Annotated in this window: 21 protein-coding genes and 1 pseudogene; 13 read left to right on the forward strand and 9 right to left on the reverse strand. The window is 53.3% G+C overall.

The window, feature by feature from the left end; translation table 11 throughout:
• The first annotated feature begins 65 nt into the window (after positions 1 to 65).
• Entirely contained in the window at positions 66 to 356 is a 291-nt protein-coding gene (locus AAG834_RS10630) for a ComEA family DNA-binding protein (RefSeq protein ID WP_342032099.1), read from the forward strand.
• A 245-nt stretch (positions 357 to 601) separates the two neighbouring features.
• Here AAG834_RS10630 and hslO read toward each other — a convergent pair whose 3' ends face one another.
• Positions 602 to 1,507, reverse strand: a complete 906-nt coding sequence (gene hslO / locus AAG834_RS10635) for an Hsp33 family molecular chaperone HslO (RefSeq protein ID WP_342032100.1) — start codon at positions 1,505 to 1,507, stop codon at positions 602 to 604.
• 113 nt (positions 1,508 to 1,620) lie between these two features.
• Here hslO and recC point away from each other — a divergent pair, with 113 nt between their 5' ends.
• Together recC and AAG834_RS10645 are read left to right on the forward strand one after the other, a co-directional pair.
• Complete coding sequence (recC, locus tag AAG834_RS10640) at positions 1,621 to 4,824, forward strand: exodeoxyribonuclease V subunit gamma (protein WP_342032101.1); 3,204 nt, start codon at positions 1,621 to 1,623, stop codon at positions 4,822 to 4,824.
• A 48-nt stretch (positions 4,825 to 4,872) separates the two neighbouring features.
• Positions 4,873 to 5,238: a hypothetical protein gene (locus AAG834_RS10645; protein WP_342032102.1), complete on the forward strand. Its 366-nt coding sequence runs from the start codon at positions 4,873 to 4,875 to the stop codon at positions 5,236 to 5,238.
• An 82-nt stretch (positions 5,239 to 5,320) separates the two neighbouring features.
• Here the strand turns inward: AAG834_RS10645 and pdxA are convergent, their stop codons facing one another.
• The 3 genes and pseudogenes from pdxA to AAG834_RS13845 all read right to left on the reverse strand — a co-directional run.
• Positions 5,321 to 6,319, reverse strand: coding sequence for a 4-hydroxythreonine-4-phosphate dehydrogenase PdxA (gene pdxA / locus AAG834_RS10650; protein ID WP_342032103.1), 999 nt, complete (start codon positions 6,317 to 6,319; stop codon positions 5,321 to 5,323).
• Positions 6,320 to 6,416: 97 nt separating this feature from the next.
• Positions 6,417 to 8,198, reverse strand: a complete 1,782-nt coding sequence (locus AAG834_RS10655) for a J domain-containing protein (protein ID WP_342032104.1) — start codon at positions 8,196 to 8,198, stop codon at positions 6,417 to 6,419.
• 212 nt (positions 8,199 to 8,410) lie between these two features.
• A pseudogene (locus AAG834_RS13845) lies at positions 8,411 to 8,476 on the reverse strand (transposase); the annotation flags it as partial.
• A gap of 80 nt (positions 8,477 to 8,556) precedes the next feature.
• Between AAG834_RS13845 and AAG834_RS10660 the strand changes: the two are divergent.
• A complete protein-coding gene (locus tag AAG834_RS10660; RefSeq protein ID WP_283118705.1) occupies positions 8,557 to 8,688 on the forward strand; it encodes a hypothetical protein in 132 nt (43 codons plus the stop codon).
• 17 nt (positions 8,689 to 8,705) lie between these two features.
• Here the strand turns inward: AAG834_RS10660 and AAG834_RS10665 are convergent, their stop codons facing one another.
• Entirely contained in the window at positions 8,706 to 8,999 is a 294-nt protein-coding gene (locus AAG834_RS10665; protein ID WP_342032105.1) for a response regulator FrzS, read from the reverse strand.
• Between the two features lie 231 nt (positions 9,000 to 9,230).
• On the opposite strand from AAG834_RS10665, the gene AAG834_RS10670 reads away from it, so the two are divergent.
• The 5 genes from AAG834_RS10670 to AAG834_RS10690 all read left to right on the forward strand — a co-directional run bounded on the left by AAG834_RS10670 (position 9,231) and on the right by AAG834_RS10690 (position 13,645).
• Positions 9,231 to 10,001: a ParA family protein gene (locus AAG834_RS10670; protein WP_070773836.1), complete on the forward strand. Its 771-nt coding sequence runs from the start codon at positions 9,231 to 9,233 to the stop codon at positions 9,999 to 10,001.
• A 337-nt stretch (positions 10,002 to 10,338) separates the two neighbouring features.
• On the forward strand, positions 10,339 to 11,559 hold the full coding sequence (gene gltS / locus AAG834_RS10675) for a sodium/glutamate symporter (RefSeq protein ID WP_045072184.1): 1,221 nt from the start codon (positions 10,339 to 10,341) through the stop codon (positions 11,557 to 11,559).
• Between the two features lie 127 nt (positions 11,560 to 11,686).
• Positions 11,687 to 12,703, forward strand: a complete 1,017-nt coding sequence (locus tag AAG834_RS10680) for a lysozyme inhibitor LprI family protein (protein WP_003761924.1) — start codon at positions 11,687 to 11,689, stop codon at positions 12,701 to 12,703.
• 285 nt (positions 12,704 to 12,988) lie between these two features.
• Positions 12,989 to 13,309 carry a hypothetical protein gene (locus AAG834_RS10685; RefSeq protein ID WP_342032106.1) on the forward strand — a complete coding sequence of 107 codons (321 nt, stop codon included), beginning with the start codon at positions 12,989 to 12,991 and terminating at the stop codon, positions 13,307 to 13,309.
• Positions 13,310 to 13,348: 39 nt separating this feature from the next.
• Positions 13,349 to 13,645: a hypothetical protein gene (locus AAG834_RS10690; RefSeq protein ID WP_342032107.1), complete on the forward strand. Its 297-nt coding sequence runs from the start codon at positions 13,349 to 13,351 to the stop codon at positions 13,643 to 13,645.
• A gap of 369 nt (positions 13,646 to 14,014) precedes the next feature.
• Here AAG834_RS10690 and fba read toward each other — a convergent pair whose 3' ends face one another.
• Positions 14,015 to 15,079, reverse strand: a complete 1,065-nt coding sequence (gene fba, locus AAG834_RS10700; protein ID WP_342032108.1) for a class II fructose-bisphosphate aldolase — start codon at positions 15,077 to 15,079, stop codon at positions 14,015 to 14,017.
• Between the two features lie 211 nt (positions 15,080 to 15,290).
• Between fba and AAG834_RS10705 the strand changes: the two genes are divergently transcribed.
• Complete coding sequence (locus AAG834_RS10705; protein WP_342032109.1) at positions 15,291 to 15,719, forward strand: acyl-CoA thioesterase; 429 nt, start codon at positions 15,291 to 15,293, stop codon at positions 15,717 to 15,719.
• 2 nt (positions 15,720 to 15,721) lie between these two features.
• Positions 15,722 to 16,621, forward strand: a complete 900-nt coding sequence (gene xerC / locus AAG834_RS10710; RefSeq protein WP_342032120.1) for a tyrosine recombinase XerC — start codon at positions 15,722 to 15,724, stop codon at positions 16,619 to 16,621.
• Between the two features lie 269 nt (positions 16,622 to 16,890).
• Here xerC and AAG834_RS10715 read toward each other — a convergent pair whose 3' ends face one another.
• The 3 genes from AAG834_RS10715 to AAG834_RS10725 form a co-directional block, all read right to left on the reverse strand.
• Positions 16,891 to 17,820, reverse strand: coding sequence for a helix-turn-helix transcriptional regulator (locus AAG834_RS10715; RefSeq protein ID WP_342032110.1), 930 nt, complete (start codon positions 17,818 to 17,820; stop codon positions 16,891 to 16,893).
• Positions 17,821 to 18,046: 226 nt separating this feature from the next.
• Positions 18,047 to 18,703 (reverse strand): NAD(P)-dependent oxidoreductase, encoded by a 657-nt coding sequence (locus AAG834_RS10720; RefSeq protein ID WP_342032111.1) that lies wholly within the window; start codon positions 18,701 to 18,703, stop codon positions 18,047 to 18,049.
• A 164-nt stretch (positions 18,704 to 18,867) separates the two neighbouring features.
• Positions 18,868 to 19,839: a DUF7021 domain-containing protein gene (locus tag AAG834_RS10725; protein WP_342032112.1), complete on the reverse strand. Its 972-nt coding sequence runs from the start codon at positions 19,837 to 19,839 to the stop codon at positions 18,868 to 18,870.
• 340 nt (positions 19,840 to 20,179) lie between these two features.
• Here AAG834_RS10725 and AAG834_RS10735 point away from each other — a divergent pair, with 340 nt between their 5' ends.
• Positions 20,180 to 21,070 carry a LysR family transcriptional regulator gene (locus tag AAG834_RS10735; protein WP_342032113.1) on the forward strand — a complete coding sequence of 297 codons (891 nt, stop codon included), beginning with the start codon at positions 20,180 to 20,182 and terminating at the stop codon, positions 21,068 to 21,070.
• On the forward strand, positions 21,067 to 21,345 hold the full coding sequence (locus tag AAG834_RS10740; protein ID WP_342032114.1) for a GIY-YIG nuclease family protein: 279 nt from the start codon (positions 21,067 to 21,069) through the stop codon (positions 21,343 to 21,345). The genes AAG834_RS10735 and AAG834_RS10740 overlap by 4 nt, the downstream gene beginning before the upstream one ends.
• Positions 21,346 to 21,526: the final 181 nt, after the last annotated feature.

A 21,526-nucleotide genomic window follows, 5' to 3' on the forward strand; every position in this document is an offset into this window, starting at 1 on the left:
CAACTATTCTACGGTGCCGCACACACAGGCATCATCCGCATTCACAAACTATGGAGTACCTTCTTATGAAAAAATTCCTCTTTGCCGCCCTCTCCCTGCTGACCGCTTCGCTGTCGCTGGCCGCCGTGCACATCAATACCGCTTCCCCGTCCGAGTTGGAAGCCCTTCCCGGTATCGGCCCTGCCAAAGCCAAAGCCATTGTGGACTACCGTCAGCAACATGGTGCCTTCAAATCGGTGGAGGAGTTGAAAAACGTCAAAGGTATCGGTGAGGGCATCTTCTCCAAGCTGAAGGCGGAAGCAACCGTCGCCCCGGCCGCACCGGCTAAAACCGCCGTGCCTGCCGCTAAGAAATAAGCCCGATGCCGCATTCCCGAATGGGAGTGTGTGCAACAGGCTGATTATCAAAAGGCCGTCCGAACCCCTCGGGGATTCGGGCGGCCTTTGTGTCGGGCGGGTAATGCCGTCATGCCTGTCCCGCTTCATTCGGCCGTCAGAACGGGATAGACGGAGGCATACGGATGGATTGGGGAGGAAGAATAGGTCGTCTGAAAAGGTTGCGGGCTGCAATACTGTCTTAGTATGCGCTGTGAGAACGCTCGTTATTGGAAACGGCCGCCTTGCTCGCGCACAATGCCGACTACGTCCCCGCCAAATAGCGCGTTCACGTCCGTTTCGTCAAATACGTATTTAGTGTGGCAAAAGTCGCAATCGATTTGGATACTGCCTTGTTCGGCAACAATACCGCCAACTTCTTCTCCGCCTAACATAAGCAGCATATCGCTGACTTTGCCGTGTGAGCAGGTGCAGGCAAATTCGATACTTTCGGGATCGAAAACCCGTGGAGGGGTTTCATGATAGAGACGATAGAGAACGTGTTGTGCGTCTAGGGTGGTTAGCTCTTCCGGGGTCAGCGTTTGGGTCAGTGTGCTGATGAGTTCCCACGATTCGGTGTCCAGTTCTTCTTCGGGCAGACGTTGTACCAGCAATCCTCCGCTGACATGATCTGAAGCGGCGAGAACGATGTGGGTATCGAGTTGCTCGGAACGTTTGATATAGTTCATGAGCATTTGGGCGATATTGTCGCCTTCAAGCGGGACAACGCCTTGCCAAGGTTCGGCATCTTTGGGTTGATGTGTGAGTACGAAAACGCTGTTGCTGCCCAAAAGGTCGGTCAGGCTTTCGTCATCATGGATGTCGGCGGTTTCATCCCAGCGGGCGGTAGCGCGAACGGTGTTGTCTGATGTGGCTTCGACCACAAGCATTTTCAGACGACCTTGTCCCTGTACTTGGACAATGAGCGTGCCTTCGTTTTTAAGGTTGCTGGAGAGAAGCGCACCTGCAGCGAGGAGTTCGCCTAATGCCCGGCGGATGGCGGCAGGGTAGTGTTTTTGTCCGGCGATGTGTTCCCACACGTTTTCAAGGCGGACGTGCAGACCGCGCACAGGCATATCGTCAAAGATGAAACGCGTGCGGATATCGGCGTGGTTGATGTCGGTTTGCGGCATAAATTCCTCTGTTTTTCTGAATGATGGGTTGACGGCTATATGGTTGCGCTTGCAGAGAAATCAAGGGACTTTATAATCTGTCTTGCGTTCTTAACCTTTTGCTTTTAATCGCCATGTTTTACCTCTACCAATCCAACCGCCTCGAATCGCTAGCCGCCCTGTTTGCCGGAATCCAAAGGGTCAGGCCGCTTGAGTCTGCTTTGGCGGCGGAACAGATTGTGGTGCAGAGTCAGGGGATGCGGCGTTATTTGAGCGTGTATCTGGCGCGCGAACTGGGGGTGGCGGCGAATTTGCAATTCAGCCTGCCGGCGGGTTTGACGTGGCAGTTGATGCAGAAGCTGATTCCCGATATTCCCGCGCTCAGTCCGTTTTCGCCGGAGGTGATGCGCTGGCGGCTTTTGGATTTGTTCCGCAGCGAGCGTTTTCGGACGACCTCTGAATTTGAAAACGTCCGTTCTGTCTTGCAAAGCTATTTGGGCAGCGGCGAGTCGGCGGATTATCAGTTGGCGGGGCAGTTGGCGGATATTTTCGACCAGTATCTGGTGTACCGCCCGCAGTGGATTGATGCCTGGCAGGAAGGCAAACTTCTGGAACTGGGCGAGGACGAGGTTTGGCAGGCGCAGCTTTGGCGGTATTTGGACGACGGCAACCAATCTGCGCCGCACCGTGTGGCGCTGTGGGAAAAGCTGCTGTCGTCTTTGGATAAGGCGCACCTGCCCGAACGGTTTTTCGTGTTCGGTATTTCGGCGATGGCGCCGATGTATTTGCAGCTTTTGCAGAAAATTTCGGAACATTGCGATGTGTTTGTGTTCGCGCTCAATCCGAGCGGGCAGTATTGGGGCAATGTGATTGAGGCGGCGCAGCTGTTGAAGGGCGGCGATGAGGCGGATTTGTCGCAGACGGGGCATCCGCTGTTGGCGTCGCTGGGCAAACAGGGGCGTGATTTTTTTGATTTTCTGACGGAAATCGGCTTGGAGGAGCAGCCTGTGTTTGAAGAAGTTTCAGACGACACGCTGCTGCACTGCCTGCAAAACGACATTCAAAACCTGCGGATGCCGTCTGAACACAGCCGCGCGGATTTGTTGGATGACGGCTCCGTCCGTATCGTGTCGGCGCACAGCCCCTTGCGCGAATTGCAGATTTTGAAAGACAAGCTGTTGCGGATTCTGCACGAACATCCCGACTGGCAGCCGCACGATATTGCCGTTTTGACGCCGAACATCGAACCGTACAGCCCGTTTATCGAAGCGGTGTTCGGGCAGGCGCAGGGCGGGGCGCAGGCTTTGCCGTATTCGGTGTCGGACGTGAAACTCAGCCGCCGCCAGCCGCTGCTTTACGCGCTGGAGCAGACGCTGGATTTGCTGGAAAGCCGGTTTGAAGTCGATAAAGTGCTGCCGCTGTTGGAAAGCGGTTTGGTGCAGCGCCGTTTCGGGCTGACGGCGGACGATTTGCCGCTACTGCACGACACCATTGCCGAATTGAACGTGCATTGGGGGTTGGACGGAACAATGCGCGGCGCGGCGGACAATCTGTTCACCTGGCAGCAGGCGTTGGAACGCATCGTCTTAGGTTGGATGCTGCCCGATGATGGCAGCCCGCTCTGGCAAAACGTCAGCGCGTGGCACGGCGATGTCAACCGCCTCGATGTGTTCGGCCACTTTGCCGCCTTCATCCGCACGCTGTCGCACCTTGCCGAGTGGCGCAAACCCGCAACGGCAGAGGAATGGACGGAACGCTGCCGCGATCTGATGCAGTCATTGTTTCTACCCGACGCCGACGACCAATACGCCTTGCAGCAGTTCGAGCAGGCGTTGGCAAAATGGCAGGAAGAAACCGCGTTGGCAGGCTTTCGCGGCACTTTGCCGCAACACACCGTCATCCGCCACATCCGCCGCTTTTTGGGCAGCGAAAGCCAAGCGGGCTTCCTGCGCGGCGGCATCACCTTTTGCAGCATGGTGCCGATGAGGAGCCTGCCGTTTAAAGTCATCTGCCTGTTGGGGCTGAACGACGGCGATTTCCCGCGCAACACTAAAGCCGCCGTGTTCGACCTGATTGCCAAACACCCGCAAAAAGGCGACCGCGCCCGCCGCGACGATGACCGCTACCTCTTCCTCGAAGCCATCATCAGCGCGCGCGACATCCTTTATCTCTCCTACGTCGGCCGCAGCATCCGCAACGACGACGAACTCGCCCCGTCCGCCCTCGTCAGCGAACTCATCGACACCATCGCCGCCATGACCGGACGGCGCAGCAAAGAGCTGGCGGAACACTGGGTCGAACAACACCCCCTGCAACCGTTCTCCCACCGCTATTTCATCGCAGACAAAATTTCAGACGACCTCTTCAGCACGCGGCAGGACTACGCCGACGCCCTCAACCGCCCGCGCGAACAGGCGCGTCCGTTTTTCAGCGAAGCCCTCGAAGAAAACAGCCCCGCACCGACCGTCTGGCAGGACGACTTCATCCGCTTCTGGAAAAATCCCGTCAAAGCATGGCTGCAACAAACCTTAGGCTGGCGCGAACCCTACCGCGACGAAGCATGGGAATCCGCCGAACCCTTCGAACCGCAACGCGCCGACAAAATCGCCGCCGCCTACCTTGACGCCCGCCGCCACAACCAAGACTTTCAAGAAACCGCCGTCCGCCTCGACGCCGAAAGCCTGTTGCCCGCCGGTGAACTGGGTAAATTGTGGCAGCAGAATTTCCAAGCCGCCGCCAAACGTATAGACGGCGCATTGCTGCAAAGCCCCAAACTGCCGCCCTTCGCCTACGAAATCCAGTTCGACGGACAAACCCTGCAAGGCAGCCTCGGCAACCTGTACCAATGCGGACAAGTGTTCTACCTCGACCGCAAACCCAACGCCCCGCAACGCATCGCCCTCCTGCTCGAACATTTAATCTTTTGCGCGGTAGGGTCGTCTGAAACCGAAACCCGCCAAACCCATATCGTTCAGCCTGAAGAAACAACGCTTTATCCCGAAATCCCTAGCAGCCAAGCGCAACAAATGCTGCAAAAATGGCTGACGTTCTTCAACCTCGGACAAACGCGCCCGCTGCCTTTCTTCGCCAAAACCAGCCTCGCCGCCGCCGAAGCCTACGGCAAAAAACAGAGCTGGGAAGATGCCCTGAACAAAGCCAGGGAAAGCTATCACGGCAACAAAGTCAGCAAAGGGCAAAAAGACTATACCGAAGTCGCCTTAGTGTTCGGCAACGAAGACACCGAGCCGGTAGAAGGAGCGTTGTTTCAAGGATTGGTGGAAGAGCTGTTGATACCGCTGTTGGAAGCGGTCAAGGAGGAATCGTCCGATGCGGCATAGAAGCCGCAAATCGGAAGAGGTCGTCTGAAAACGCAAACGGAGCAAATCATGTTGAAACATTTCATTGCGATTGCTGTTGCCGTTTTATTGAGTCAAACGGCGTACAGCCAAACCAAACCGAGACCAGCCATGTACACCGACTACACTGCCATTGTTGAAGACAAATGCGCCATCCTTTTGGATGGCGGCAGCATGATGCTTACCGTGCGCAACGCGGTTGGTAAGGAAACGGTTTTCTTTATCAACCGTGGTCTTGATGTCAAAAATTCGCCGAAATACAACCAAGTCCGTGATGATAAAGGACATAAACTGAGCGACAGCGAGAAACAGCAGTTGTTTGCACATCTGAAGACTTTAAAAACAAGGTGTCGCAACAAGGACTGCGCCGAGTTTGTGGATTTGTTCGTCAGGTAAGCCGCATATCGTTTCGGATGGTATTTCTTGTTTTCAGACGACCTTTGGCTTCAAGAACTTATGTGATAAACGAAATCCGGTTTCAGGAACGCGAGTCGATATGGCGCGCCATTTCCAACGCGGTGGCAACGGCGGTCATGAGGCTGCCTGAGTCTGCTTTGCCTGTTCCAGCGAGATCAAGCGCGGTGCCGTGATCGACCGAAGTGCGGATAAAGGGCAGCCCGAGCGTGACGTTGACGCCTTGTCCGAAGCCCGCGTATTTGAGCGTGGGCAATCCTTGGTCGTGATACATCGCTAAAACGGCATCGGCATCTTTGAGCAAGAAGGGCTGGAACACCGTGTCGGCGGGATAGGGGCCGCGTGCGTCTATGCTTTCGCTTTGCAGTTGTTTGAGCGCGGGGATGATGATGTCGATTTCTTCGTAACCGAGATGGCCGTTTTCGCCTGCGTGCGGATTCAGTCCGGTCACTAGGATGCGGGGGTGATCGATGCCGAATTTGTCGCGTAGGTCGGCATGAAGGATGCGGGTTACGGATTCGACCAGCGGGCGGGTAATGGCGGCGGCGATGTCTTTGAGCGGAAGGTGGGTAGTCACGAGCGCAACCCGCAATCCGCCGCCTGCGAGCATCATGACGACTTGTTCGGTTTGGCTTTTTTCGGCGAGGTATTCAGTGTGGCCGCTGAAGAAATGATCGCTGGCGTGTCCGTCGTTGATGACGCCTTTGTGCAGCGGCGCGGTCACCATGCCGTTGAAAAGGTCGTCTGAAATGCCTTGATAGGCAGCGTCCAGCAGTTTGAGGACGTAGGCGGCATTGGCAGGATTGAGTTTGCCTGCTTGGCAAGGTGCGTCTAAAGGAATGTGCAACACTTCCAATATGCCGCGTTCGGGCTTGCCGCCCTGCGGGTCGAAATCTTGCAGGGTGATGGTTTTGCCTAATTGTTCGGCACGGCTTTGCAGCAGATTTTTGTCGCCCAACACGATGCAGCGGCACGGCAAATCGGCAAACGCCAAATCCAAGCAGATATCGGGGCCGATGCCGGCAGGTTCGCCCGAAGTCACGGCTAAAACAGGTAAAGTCATGCGGATTCCTTATGGAATGAATCTGTTGCAGAAAAATGAAAACAGCGTTGTACGGTATAGTTGAGGTCGTCTGAAAACTTTTCAGACGACCTTTAGCTTATGCCCGCATCAGGCTGCGGTAGGCATTTTGTTTCAAAACAAGCACCAGCCAGCCGAGTGCGAATGCGGTCGGGTAAAACCACAGCATCCGATTTCCGCCAAGCGGCAGGATAAGCGTCAGCATACATGCCAGTACGCCGAAACCCAAAGGCGTCCAAATATCATCCCGTTCGGTATAGTCGGCGCATCGCTGCGGCAGCGTCAGCATCCAAACCAGTGCGGAGGCGAATGAAGCGGCCGCCCTGACAGGGAAGGATGCGTTGGGCGAACAAGGTACCAGCAGGAACTGCGCCTGTTTTTTTGACAGATGGGGATGGAACGACCGTAGATACAGATTGGCGTTGAACCATAACAATATCATCAAAGCCGTCAGGATAAGCAATACCGAGTTGCCCGCCGTTTGCTCCAAGTGTTTGTTTATCATATTGATTATCGGAAACATGGCAATCAATGACAGATTGACCGTCAGACCGCCGACAATACTCCGTTCGCTTTTGATGTAGGAGAAAAAGGTACACCATGAATATATCCATGCGAGTACGGTCAGCAGGAAGAACATTACCGAACCAGTCGGGGTCAGGCACACGGCGGTCATCACGACAGGCAATACGAAAGCGCGCACAATCGCCGCTTTTTTAAACACAAAAGTCGCCGTGAAGAGTTTGTATAGAGACGGCAGCCATGTGAAAAACATGCTTCGGCAGACATTGACCAAGAAACACAAGAGCGCCAGCGTGAGGGAGGAGACGAGGGCCAACGAATAATACGCCTCGATATAGGCGGATAAAGCGTCATCGGCTGCCGCTGTAAACATGGCGACGAATATCGCCACAATCGGCAGCACAATCCGCATCTGCCGCCATGATTGCGCTTTCTGTAAAACAGACGTCAGTTTCGTCTTGCGCCTCATCAGCGCTGTGCGTACGGATGGCGATATTTCTTCCTGTAAAGCCGTATTCAGGAAAAACGCATTCACCGTTGCCCGCATATCGCGCCCTTGCTCGGTCAGGCGGTTCAAGCTGTGCAAGAGCGGGAATTTGCCATTGGCGTTGTCAGATAAAACTTCTGCCGCATTGATGCAGTCATAAACCCACTCCAGCTCGTCCGTGCTCATACGGTGGAGAACTTCGCGGCTCTCGTGCCAGCGGAAATACGATGCCCATTGCGCCCATACGATGATATTCGAAATATACCGATCGCGCAGAAAATCCAAAAAATCCCAAGCAATATATTCCGATTCGCCCAAAGGCAGCCGGTCCAATAAAGCGCGGATGTCGGGCCAGGAGCGTTCCAACGCTTCACTTTTCCCTTCATCGTGAATGCGTCCGATTTCCGCCAAAATATAGTCTGAATCTACGCCATCGTATCCATGGTATGAATAAGCCTCGGCAGTCGCGCCGCTATATCCGTAGGGGTCGTCTGAAACATCAGTTTCTTCAATACGGTCTGTTTCTGCGTCTTTCCATGTATCGTGCGGATAGGCTTGGATCGATTCATATTCTGCCGCCGCCCCGTTAACATATTCAGTCTGTGCTTCATCAGGGTCGTCTGAAACATCCGCCTCATCGTTATCGGTATGATCCCAAGACCAATCGTCTGCGTCCTCTTCCTCATCGATGTAGGGCGCACGCGACAAAGCCTCATCAAACGCCTCGCGCAGCCGCTGATATCCCTCCGCGTCATCGTCCGGACGTGTCGATTTCAACAGCTTCGCATAAGCGCGCCTGATGGCACGTTCGTCACCGGTAGGCGCAATGTGCAGAATTTCCCAGCAATCCATAGATTTCCTTGTTGTGGTATGAGCAGCAGCAAGTCGTAAAGTATACAGCCTGGTTTGGTTCAAATTCAAAGGAAACGATACCGATATCGGCAGAACACAACGCCACTTGCCTTCAAAATATAGTGGATTAACTTTAAACCGGTACGGCGTTGCCTCGCCTTAGCTCAAAGAGAACGATTCTCTAAGGTGCTGAAGCACCAAGTGAATCGGTTCCGTACTATCTGTACTGTCTGCGGCTTCGTCGCCTTGTCCTGATTTAAATTTAATCCACTATACCGTTAAAAAGGTCGTCTGAAACCCGATTCCGTTTCAGACGACCTTGTTATTCAAATCCCGTTATTCGTATTTTTCGCAACGGATGGCAGAGTCTTCGCAGAACATCGCCGAAGTTTCCGCATTGCAGGCAGTGCGGACGGCGCGGCGCGCCTCCCATTCGTTTTTCCCCGAAGCCTCAAACAACTTCTGGAACGGCTTGACGCTGCACACATAAACCCGATTCGGGTTGTACTATTTTGACTTGGAAAGGCGTTTTTCCAATTTACTGATACGGGCTTCCAAAGCCTCTATCCGCTCATCCTCTCCGATGCCAGAACGCGTCTCCTGTACGGCAATCAAAGCCTCAATACGTGCCAGATCCGCAGCTAACCGCGCCAGTTCCGTTCCCATCTCAGCCTGTGCTGATTCCAACCGAGCCTGTTTGGCAGCCAAAGCCGAACTCTGAACATCCCGTTCGGTAACCGAAGCCGCATTGACAGCAGGCAAAACAGCGGCAAGCATCAGGGCAAAGAAAGATTTTTTCATGATATATCTCTAGGTCAGTTAAAAAAACGGCATATTGTATAGCAAGCCCACTTTAAATCAGCCGGCATTACCTTGCTTTGTCTGGATTTAAAGAGAATTTACCGAAACACAGACAGAAATACGACAAAGACGTCCCTGCCCGCCGCCGCTTCCTTTTCAGACGACCTTATACCCATTTCAAGCAAAAAACGTTAAAATTCCGCCATTAATCCATCCGACAGCAGCAAAAACATGAGCGCACAAATCCTCGCCGTCGCCAACCAAAAAGGCGGCGTCGGCAAAACCACCACCACCGTCAACCTCGCGGCATCGCTTGCCTTCAAAGGCAAACGCGTCCTCGTCATCGACCTCGACCCGCAAGGCAACGCCACCACAGGCAGCGGCATAGACAAAGCCCGCCTCGAAGAAGGCGTGTACCAAGTCGTATTGGGCGATACCGACATCAAAACCGCCGTCGTCCGCAGCGGGGACGGCAGCTACGACGTACTCGGCGCCAACCGCGCGCTTGCCGGTGCCGAAATCGAGCTGGTGCAAGAAATCGCCCGTGAAATCCGCCTCAAAAACGCCCTGCAAACCGTTGAAAACGACTACGACTTCGTCCTCATCGACTGTCCCCCTTCACTGACCCTGCTCACGCTCAACGGACTCGTCGCCGCCAACGGCGTCATTGTGCCCATGTTGTGCGAATACTATGCCCTCGAAGGTATCTCCGACCTCATCGCCACCGTGCGCAAAATCCGTCAGGCAATCAACCCGCGCCTCGACATCACCGGCATTGTCCGCACCCTCTACGACAGCCGCAGCCGCCTCGTCGTCGAAGTCAGCGAACAGCTTTTCCAACATTTCGGCAACCTGATGTTCCAAACCGTCATCCCCCGCAACGTCCGCCTCGCCGAAGCCCCCAGCCACGGCATGCCCGCGCTCGCCTACGATGCCAACGCCAAAGGCACCAAAGCCTACCTCGCCTTGGCGGAAGAACTGTTGGAGCGGACTAAAGGTTGAGTTAGCCTGAAAGATAAAAAGGTCGTCTGAAAACTTGATTTTCAAGTTTTCAGACGACCTTTTTCCATTATTAAGCCCATATTCTGACGAAAAGAATTGTCAACAATAATATCATTCGGATTAAAAATATTTAATTAATAAACAAAAAAGTAGCTTTATGTAATGCCATGATGCTTATAAACATTTTGATGATTTTAAAAATGCCATATGTAAAAAATTCAAAAAACAAAAGGCTATTCTTTGACAATCTTTAACCCATCCCCTAATATCCAACAGTTTGATTCCGCAAGGCGGATTTAAGAAAAACATTTTTGAGATTTTGAGAGGTAAAACGATTATGGAATGGGAATTTAACAGTTACTACACGTTAATTGCCGCCACATTGGTTTTGTTGATTGGTAAGGTTTTGGTAAACAAAGTCAAATTCCTGCGCGATTTCAACATTCCCGAGCCTGTGGCAGGCGGCTTGATTGCTGCGATTGTCCTGTTTGCACTGCATCAAGCCTACGGCGTGAGCTTCAAATTTGAAAAACCGCTGCAAGATGCATTCATGCTGATTTTCTTCACTTCTATCGGTTTGAGCGCGGACTTTTCCCGCCTGAAAGCGGGCGGTCTGCCGTTGGTGATTTTCACCGCCGTCGTAGGGGCATTTATCATCGTGCAGAACTTTGTCGGCGTCGGCTTGGCGAAGGTTTTAGGACTGGATCCGCTTATCGGTCTGATTACCGGCTCGATTACCCTGACCGGCGGACACGGTACCGCAGGCGCATGGGGTCCGGACTTTGAAAACAAATTCGGCTTGGTCGGCGCTACCGGATTGGGTATGGCTTCCGCCACGTTCGGTTTGGTATTCGGCGGCCTGATCGGCGGCCCGGTTGCGCGCCGTCTGATCAACAAAATGGGACGCAAACCCATCGATCAAAGTGGACAAAAGGCAAATTCAGACGAACATGCCGACGACGTGTTCGAACAAGCGAAGCGCACCCGACTGATCACCGCCGAATCCGCCGTCGAAACGCTTGCCATGTTTGCAGCGTGTTTGGCATTTGCCGAAATTGTGGACGGTTTCGACAAAGAATATCTGTATGATTTGCCGAAATTCGTATGGTGTCTGTTTGCCGGTGTTGTCATCCGCAACATTCTGACTTCTGCGTTTAAAGTCAATATGTTCGACCGCGCCATCGACGTATTCGGCAATGCTTCTCTGTCGCTTTTCCTCGCAATGGCGCTTTTGAACCTGAAATTGTGGGAATTGACCGGTTTGGCGGGTCCTGTAACCATCATCCTCGCCGTACAAACCGTCGTGATGATTCTGTACGCGACATTCGCCACCTACGTTTTTATGGGACGCGACTACGATGCGGCGGTTTTGGCGGCAGGACACTGCGGCTTCGGCTTGGGCGCAACGCCGACCGCCGTTGCCAATATGCAGTCCATCACTCAGACCTTCGGTCCTTCGCACAAAGCCTTCTTGATTGTGCCTATGGTCGGCGCGTTCTTCGTGGACTTGATTAACGCGGCAATCCTTTCCGGTTTTGTAAATGTCATCACCAAATAAGTAAGCATTTATAACGGTTCGTTGAAAAAGCACTTGCAACATTTACTTGTTGCAAGTGCTTTTGTTATGATGGTCGTCTGAACGACAAAACGATGCGGTTTCCGAGCCGTATCAAGGAGTATTATTTATGCACAAAAAACTGCTGGCTTTACCGCTTATCGCCCTGATGTTGGCGGCATGCGGCAAAGAAGAACCCAAGCAGGCTTTGGAGTGTGGCAATCCTGCCGCCATTCAAAGTATCCGCAACCAAATCCAAGAAACCATCAAGCGCGAGGCGCGTTCCTTTGTCCGTGCCGACAGCCGCCAATTTGTCGATGCCGATAAAATCATTGCCGCCGGCTCCGAGTTGAATATCGTCTTGGACAATCCGCAAGAAATTACAGAAGACAACAAATCCTTGTGCAGCGCCGATTTGAAAATCCAAATCCCTGCCGAAGTATTGCGTACCGCCGATGCCAATAGTCCGCTGATTTACAGCAATACCGGCTTGACCGAAATGCTTCAGCAGAAAATCATGGGCAGCAACCTGAGCTTTGAGAACAACACGTTCTCAACCAGCGTCCGCTATACGCCCGATCCGAAAGTCGGTACGGTTTCTTTGGAAGACAATACCGTCAACATGACCGCGCAAACCCTGTCTTCCTTACTGTTGCCTTACGGTGTCAAAAGCATCGTGATGATAGACGGTAAGGCAGTCAGCAAAGAAGAGGCGATCAAAATCCTGCAAAGCAAAGCCGCTGAAGAGCCGCCTGTCGCCAAAGCAGAAGATATTTTGGAAAACAACGCGGCGAGCCAAGCGTCGGGCGTACCGCCTGCCGCGGGCCTTGAAACCGAAATCCTGCGTCCTGACGGCGAAGAGAAGCAAGAGCAGCCTTCGTTCTCTCAAAGCGACTTAGATAATGCCCGTTCGCAAAACCATCAGGCAGAGGCGGAAATCAAAGGCGTATGGGACGGCATGGAGCGCACTGTCCAACAGGAAATGCTGGCAGAACAACGCGCTTGGATTCAAACCAAAAACCAAAACTGCCAACAGGCGGCAGCAAGGGCGGACAGTCCGGCGCAAAACGAATACCTCAAGCTCCAATGCGACACCCGCATGACGCGCGAGCGTACCCAATATCTGCGCGGCTATTCGATCAACTGACGCTGCAAAGCCGACGGCAGGCGGGTGTTGATAAGCCTTCTGTCCGTTATTAAAAGGTCGTCTGAAATGCTGTTTGGCATTTCAGACGACCTTTGTATTGCGGTACAATCCACATTGCTCGTTGCATAATATAGTGGATTAAATTTAAACCAGTACGGCGTTGCCTATCTGTACTGTCTGCGGCTTCGTCGCCTTGTCCTGATTTAAATTTAATCCACTATAAAAGCATCAGATGAAGCACCGAGTCAATCTCATTTTTTCCGTAAACCATAAGAAAGCACATTGATGAAAACCCTCGCATTCCTCCTGCTAACAAGCTTTTCCCTGCACGCTGCCGCACAAGATTATTTTCTGACGGAAGACCGTCTCAGCAGCGGCTCATTGACACTCAACGGCAAACAGGTTTCTGTCAATACAGTCAATCCAAACGGCCATGTCTGTAATTATGAAGGCACAATCAAAAACCGTACCAGCAAAAACCGTAATGGCTGCGTCGTACATTTTTCCTTTACCAACAACAGCGTGAAGCTGAACATTCCTGATTCAGCCCGCGAAGCCTGCCAAGAATACTGCGGACATAATGCATCTTTCGAGGCGACCTATTAAAAATTGCCTGCCGCCTGTTCTGCAAAAGGCGCGGCAGCAATGGAAAAACGTTTTCAGGCCGCCTATCAGGGCAAACGCTACCGCGATGCTGTCGCTATCAAACAACGTTATCTCAACGAATGCGACAAGTTCCTCGATCTGACCGAATGGATGCGGACGCTGAACGACTTGTCCGTCAGCTATAAAAATGCCGGAGACAAAGCGGCATGCCGCAAGGCGCTTGCCCCGATGGACAAATGGCTGGAGGGTTACCAGCGGAGCTACCTCTACGAAGAAGAATACAAACGAGAAGCCGCTGCCGCACAATTTAATTTGAAGCAATGCAGCGACAAATAATCGCCGCCCGTCATCGAATCCCACGCTAGTCAGGGAATAGGAAAAGTTCGCCTCTTCGGCAAACAAGGTCGTCTGAAAACAAACGCCGCAGGTTGTGTTCAACCTGAAGCCGTTTTCAGACGACCTTTTGTCTGGTTTGGAAAGCTGGCGGATTAAGTTTATAGTGGATTAACTTTAAACCAGTACGACGTTGCCTCGCCTTGACGTACTATCTGTACTGTCTTCGGCTTCGTCGCCTTGTCCTGATTTAAATTTAATCCACTATAAATCAGGACGGGCAGGGCAAGGTTGTACGGAGTTGAACTTAACCCATACCCTTCAAAACAAAACGGGCGGCTTGGATTGCCGCCCGTTTGATTGTCCCGTTGTTTATTTGATGATTTGGTTCAGCTCGCCTTTGGCGTAGCGGTTTGCCATTTTCTCAAGGGAAACGGGTTTGATTTTGCCTGCCTGACCTTCGCAGCCGAATGCAAGGTAGCGGTCGAGACAGATTTGTTTCATGGCTTCGACGGTTTTGCTCAGGTATTTGCGCGGGTCGAATTCGGACGGGTTTTCCGCCATAAAGCGGCGGATGGCGCCGGTAGAGGCGAGGCGCAGGTCGGTGTCGATGTTGACTTTGCGCACGCCGTGTTTGATGCCTTCGACGATTTCTTCCACGGGGACGCCGTAGGTTTCGCCGATATTGCCGCCGTATTCGTTAATCACTTTCAGCCATTCCTGCGGTACGGAGCTGGAACCGTGCATGACGATGTGGGTGTTGGGCAGGGCTTGGTGGATTTCTTTGATACGGTCGATGCGCAACACTTCGCCTGTGGGCGGGCGGGTGAATTTGTAGGCGCCGTGGCTGGTGCCGACGGCGATTGCCAGTGCGTCCACACCGGTATCTTTGACGAAGCGCACGGCGTCTTCGACGCTGGTCAGCATTTGGTCGTGGGAGAGTTTGCCTGCCGCGCCTACGCCGTCTTCTTCGCCTGCTTCGCCGGTTTCGAGGTTGCCCAATACGCCGATTTCGCCTTCGACGGACACGCCGCAGGCGTGGGAGAAGTTAACGACGGTACGGGTGGCGTTGACGTTGTATTCGTAGGTGGACGGGGTTTTGCCGTCTTCGAGCAGCGAGCCGTCCATCATGACGGAGGAGAAGCCCAGTTGGATGGAGCGTTGGCACACGTCGGGCGATGCGCCGTGGTCTTGGTGCATGACGACGGGGATGTGCGGGAATTCTTCAACTGCCGCCAGAATCAGGTGGCGTAAAAACGGCGCGCCTGCATATTTGCGCGCGCCGGCGGATGCTTGAACGATAACGGGGGCGTTGACTTGGTCTGCGGCTTCCATGATGGCGCGCATTTGTTCGAGGTTGTTGACGTTGAATGCGGGCAGGCCGTAGCTGTTTTCGGCGGCATGATCGAGCAGTTGGCGCATGGATACGAGTGCCATTTAAATCTCCTTGGTGAGGTAGTGGGATGGTGATGTGGGAAATTATAATGTTTTTCTTATTAAAAGACTACACGGGGCTACACTGGCTTTATATGTTAATGAGATTTTTTGCGGCTGCGGCGGGCAAGCGGTGCGGTCGGTATTTGTCTGACATGGTTTATAATAACGGTTTGTTTTCGGGGTCGTCTGAAACGGCGGCGGGAAGTGTGTGATGGGTAAGTTGGCAGTGTCGGATGTGGATGTGGTGTTGTTTCAGACGACCTTGTGCGTGCAGGTGGGCGATGTGAATTACGGCGGCCATCTGGCGAACGATGCCGTTTTGCGTTTGTGTCACGAAGTGCGGATGCGCTGGCTGGCGGGTTTGGGCTGGAGCGAAACGGACGCGGGCGGCGCGGGACTGATTATGGCGGACGCGGCGGTGCAATATTTGGCACAAGGCTTTTACGGCGATGAATTGTCGGCGGAAATGGGCGTCGAGGATATCGGCAAGGGCGGGTTTGTGCTGTTGTTCCGCCTGACGCGTATTGCGGACGGCAAGGTGCTGGCGCGGGCGCGCACGGGCATGGTGTGTTTCGATTATGCGCGCCAAAAAGTGTGCCGATTGCCGGAGGCTTTGAAAACCGTGTTGGAGGTCGTCTGAAAATGTTGGCGCGCGATTTCGGACTGTCTTTGGACGGCTATTTGAAAATGCTGGGGCAGCAGGGCAAGTCGGCGCACACGCTGTCTGCCTACGGTCGCGATTTGACCGAACTCGTGCGGCTTTTGACGGAAGGGTCGTCTGAAACGGCGCAGGATTTGACGCGGCGCGATTTTGTGGCGGCGTTGAAACGGCTGTCGCAACAAGGCTTGAGCGAACGGACGCTGGCGCGCAAATTGTCGGCGTGGCGGCAATATTGCGGCTGGCTCGTGCAGTCGGGCATGATGGACAACGACCCGACCTTCAACCTGAAAGCCCCGCGCCTGCCCGAACGCCTGCCCAAAGCCTTGCCGCAGGAAGAGTTGAACCATATGCTCGACAGTTCGCCCGCCGACGACGGTTTGGCGGTGCGCGACCATGCCTTGTTTGAACTGATGTACGGCAGCGGTCTGCGCCTGAGCGAGATACACGGCTTGGATTTGGGCGATGTGTTGCTGGACGAAGGCTGGGTGAGTGTGACCGGCAAAGGCAGGAAAGAGCGGCAAGTCCCGCTGTCGGGCAAAAGCGTCGAAGCCTTGCGCGCCTATTTGTCTGAACGCGTGGCGGCAAGCGGCGAAACCGCACTCTTTACCGGCAAAAACGGCACGCGGCTCGGACAGCGGCAAATCCAAAAACGCCTTCAGGCATGGGCGGTGCAGCAGGGCAGCGGGCAACACATTTCCCCGCACATGATGCGCCACAGCTACGCCAGCCACCTTTTGCAATCCTCGCGCGACATCCGCGCCGTGCAAGAACTGCTGGGACACAGCAACCTCTCGACCACGCAGATTTACACCAAGCTGGATTTCGACCATCTGGCAAAGGTTTACGACGAGGGGCATCCGCGGGCGAAACGCAAGAAGTGAAGAGGGCGGCTTGAGCGGTTTCCATCTCTAAGGCTGTGCATAAACAAAGGTCGTCTGAAACTTGAAAATCAAGTTTCAGACGACCTTTAAGCATTGATTAAACGTTATAGTGGATTAACAAAAATCAGGACAAGGCGACGAAGCCGCAGACAGTACAGATAGTACGGAACCGATTCACTTGGTGCTTCAGCACCTTAGAGAATCGTTCTCTTTGAGCTAAGGCGAGGCAACGCCGTACTGGTTTAAAGTTAATCCACTATAATTAAACATCAATCTTCCCGCTTGCGCACCTCCGCGGGCGTGCAGTCGAAATATTGTTTGAACGCCTGCGTGAAGCTGGAAGTGTGTCCGTAGCCACAGCGATAGGCGATTTCGCTGATGCTCTCTTTGCCCGTCGTCAACGCATACAGCGCATATTGCATGTGTTTGTGCCGCAGCCAGTCGCTGACGGTAATCCCAAAATAATCCCGCAGGCGGCGTTGCAGCGTCCGTTCGCTGACGTGCAGCGCGGCGGCGAGTTCCGCCACTTGGTGCGCGCCTTGTTCAAAAGCCTGATTCAGACCATGCACAAACCCTTCTCCATCTGACAGGCGAACCGTCCCGCCCGATTTTTCAGACGACGGCGACAATGGATAACGGCTGCAAAAATCGCGCCACAATCCTGCGAGCAACTGCAAAGCATCGGCTTCGCGCTGCAAAACATCGCCCAGACCGTCGCCTTGCGCCGACAGCATCAAACTGTTTTCCGCCAAAGCGCGCAATTCATCGCTCAAATGCCAATGCCGCACCGTCTTGCGGTAAACCGCCGGCAACATCGCCGCGTATTGCGGTTGCGACAGCCATTGCTCTATGCCTTTCAACGTGATTTTCGCCGTTTTCTCCCCTTGATAGAGATAACGGCTGAACAAAATCTCCTCCTCCGCAGCAATCAGCACCACCCGTCCGCCGTCAGCCTCAATCTGATAGCGGTTTTGATTGATGGCGAAATCCAAACGCCCCTCCAGCAGCAGGATGAACGAAATATACGGCTCGGCAAGCTGCGTGCTTTGGAAATCCTTTTGCGCGGTCACAGAGCCGCCATGCACGGAAATGCCGCTGTGCAGCGTATCGAAACGGTAATTGCCGCTCAGATAATCGCTGCCGCCGCCTTGTTGTACCAGTCGGACGAAATGTTGGCTGTTTAAAGAGTCTCTTTCCATAAATCATTTTATTTTCAACAGACTGCCAAACACAATAACACCGATTTCCCTTCAGGTAAACTGACACGAAGGTCGTCTGAAAACCAAGTCCGCGCCCTTGTTCCCCAAACGCTTCCGATAAAAAAGGGGAGGTCGGTTGTAGGGGGATGATGGAACGCGGATACAAAAAGGTCGTCTGAAAACCTGATTTCCAAAGTTTTCAGACGACCTTTGCTATGTTTGGCTGTTAAGCGGCGGCAACGGTAAAGCGTTCAAACAAATGCGCTTTGTTTTCCACATCGTCGGCGATGGCGACCGCCAAATCCGCCACGCTGATACCTGCCGGAATTTCACCGTCCATCAGCAAATCGTCTTTGCCCAAGCGGTATTTGCCGGTTTTGTTTTCGTTGAAACCGCCGTCCGCGCCCAGTCGTGCCGGAGGGGAAACGAAAGACCAGTTCACATCGCGGCGCGGCAGGAGTGCCGTCAAGAGATGGCGTGCGGCATTGGCGCCGTCGTAAATGGCTTTGGGGAAGTCGGGCGTATCGACAACTTGCAAATCAGGTGCGACATACAGGCTGCCTGCGCCGCCGACGATTAAGAGATACGGTACTTGCGCCGCTTTTGCCGCTTCGACGATGCTGTTTGCGCCGCGTGTAAAATCCGCGCCGATATTGGGATTGGTCCAGCCGGGATTGAACGCGCTGACCACAGCGTCAAAGCCTGCCAGCTTGTCGGCGAAGTCTGCCGCGTTCACGTCTGCGGAGACGGCAGCAACATTTTGCGCTTGGAACACTTTATCCGTATTGCGCGCGAAAGCGGTCACTTCATGTCCGCGACCCGCCAATTCTTGCACGACTGCGTTGCCGACATAACCTGTTGCGCCGATGACTGCGATTTTCATGTTTGACTCCTTGTTGGGATGTGATTGATTAGATGAATGCATTGTAAGGTCGTCTGAAACGCTTGATAATCCCTGTTTTGCTGTTGTTATTATAAAGTTGAGCTAAATAATAGGATGAAAAAAGGTCGTCTGAAACGGGGTTTAAAGTTTCAGACGACCTGTTGTCAGTGGATGGATTCGATGCCGGTAATGTTCCCCTTTGTATCAAATGAAACATAAAAATAGTATTCGCCGTCGGGTATCAAGGCATCGTCATCATTGTGAAACACGATATCGAAATCTTGATTGAAAAAATCCAATTTTTGCAGCTTTAAATCTTGGAGGAAGCTTTCCGCCGTCGGATGCGGATTGGGAAAAAATCCGTCTTTGGTGCGGATGCCGTTGTGTTTGCGGATATGTTCGAGCAGGTATGTGTTTAGGGTGGAATAGAGTTGCGTCTGTTGGGCAAATACTTCCGACAAGCGGTTGAGCGTACCGCCCGCCGGTTTGTCGTCCTCTGCGTTCAAAGACAATTTCACAGGCAGCCCCGCCCATTCTGCCTTGGCTTCGAAATTTTCCATAAATGTGTTTAATCTGAATGTTGCCAGCGGATGGGTAAACAAAACGGGATTCAGATATTCGCGGCGTAGGTTTTCCAATTCTTGATTGTGTACATCGCTTTCGAGTACTTCAAGCAGCAATAAATGTAACTGAAAATCCAAGCTGTGTCGTACACGGACGCGGTACACCGTCAGGGGGCGAAGTGTCTGCGGATTGATGTTCCCAATGGGATTGCCTGCATAATCTTCCTCCCAAGTCAGCATAGAATCATCTTGCTGTTGAAGTGTGCCGCTTTTAGGATCAATATATGCCAACAGACGGCGGGTTTTGCCTTGGAATTGTTTTTTGCCATTACCGATATTCGCATTGATTCTGAATGTTCCTGCTTGAGCTTCAAAGTCCGAAATCAAAACCAGCATTTCTTCCGATTCGTTGGCGAATAAGTCGGCATAAACCGCCGTATTCAAATTCAAAGCCGCCAAACGCGCACGCTCTTGTTCATCTTCGGCAGAAGGACCGATACCCAAAAAACGCAGCAGGCGCGTCAGTATGCCTTCGCGTTTGACGCGGCCCGGTTCGTCGAAAGAAGCCATCATAAAATCCTTTTAAAATGTGAACATCAATTGGCGGTATACCTGAAAAAAGGTAGATATGCAAATGGCGATAAGCGAATATGGCTCAACCGCCCAATCAGTTCCGCGCCGATTTTTCATCCGCGCTATATATAGTGGATTAAATTTAAATCAGGACAAGGCGACGAAGCTGCAGACAGTACAAATAGTACGGAACCGATTCACTTGATGCTTCAGCACCTTAGAGAATCGTTCTCTTTGAGCTAAGGCGAGGCAACGCCGTACTGGTTTAAAGTTAATCCACTATAATCCGCAATATTGCCAACAGGTCGTCTGAAAACCCGATTCCAACCTAGTAAACACCATGCAAGACATCAAACCCCTGCTCGTTTTCGCCGCCGTCCTCGAACACGGCAGCATGAACGCCGCCGCTGCCGCGCTGGGTATGACCCCGTCTGCCGTCAGCCAGCACATCAACCGCCTCGAAACCCTGCACGGCATCAAGCTGTTAAACCGCAGCACGCGCAGCCTTGCGCCGACCGATGCCGGCCGCGCCTTGGGCGAATACTGCCGCCGCCTCGCCGCCACCCTTGCCGATACGCGTACTGTTATCGACAATCTGAAAACCGAACCCGTCGGCGAATTGCGTATTTCCCTGACTTCCACCGTCATCGAGTCCCGCGCTTTTCAGACGGCGTTTTCACGATTGCAAACCGAGTTTCCCAAAATCCGACCCGTCCTCAATTTCAGCGATACTTTGGACGACCTGCAACACAATCAGACCGACATCGCCATACGCGGCGGCGACCGCGCTTTGGACGATCCCAATCTGGTCGCGCGTCATCTCGTTACCTGGCCGTACACCATTTGCGCCGCGCCCGATTATCTCGACCGCCATCCGCCCATCACCCATCCCTCGCAGCTTCACACGCATCGCTGGCTGCACTTCCTGCCCGTCCGCACGACCTTGCAACACGGCGGCGAAAGCTATTTTCTCGATATTGCCGACAGCATTGCCTGTACGCATCTTGCCGCCGTGTGCAGCCTGACCGAAAGCGGTTTCGGTTTGTCGTTGCAAGTGGGCGGCGAAGTTCGGGAAAAAATCGCCCAAGGCCGTCTGAAAACCGTTTTGCCCGAATGGACACTGCCGCCGGTCAGCCTCTATTTGGTGACGCCTTATCGCGTCCAGTCCGCCAAAACCGAGGCCGCCGTCCGTATCTTCACGGAAAGTTTCGCCAAGGAAGCAGAGGCATGAGCGCAGAAAATTGGCGCGTTTACCTGGTTTTGTGTGAGAACGGCGCGCTTTACTGCGGCATCAGCAACCGCCCGCAAGAACGGTTCGCCGCACATCTCTCAGGCAAAGGCGCGAAATACACGCGGCTGAACAAGCCGACAGCGATGCGCATCGTTTCAGACGACCTCTCCAAAAGCGAGGCACTGAAACGGGAAATCGCCATCAAAAAACTGACGGCAGGGAAGAAGAGGGAATTGTGGGAAGCAGCGGTGGGAAATGCGGTTATAGTGGATTAACTTTAAATCAGGACAAGGCGACGAAGCCGCAGACAGTACAGATAGTACGGAACCGATTCACTTGGTGCTTCAGCACCTTAGAGAATCGTTCTCTTTGAGCTAAGGCGAGGCAACGCCGTACTGGTTTAAAGTTAATCCACTATACTTTAGAATAGCGGGTTTTGCCGCAAAATAGGCTTAT

The sequence above is a fragment of the Neisseria sp. Marseille-Q2251 genome (assembly GCF_940793045.1).
Lineage (GTDB): Bacteria > Pseudomonadota > Gammaproteobacteria > Burkholderiales > Neisseriaceae > Neisseria.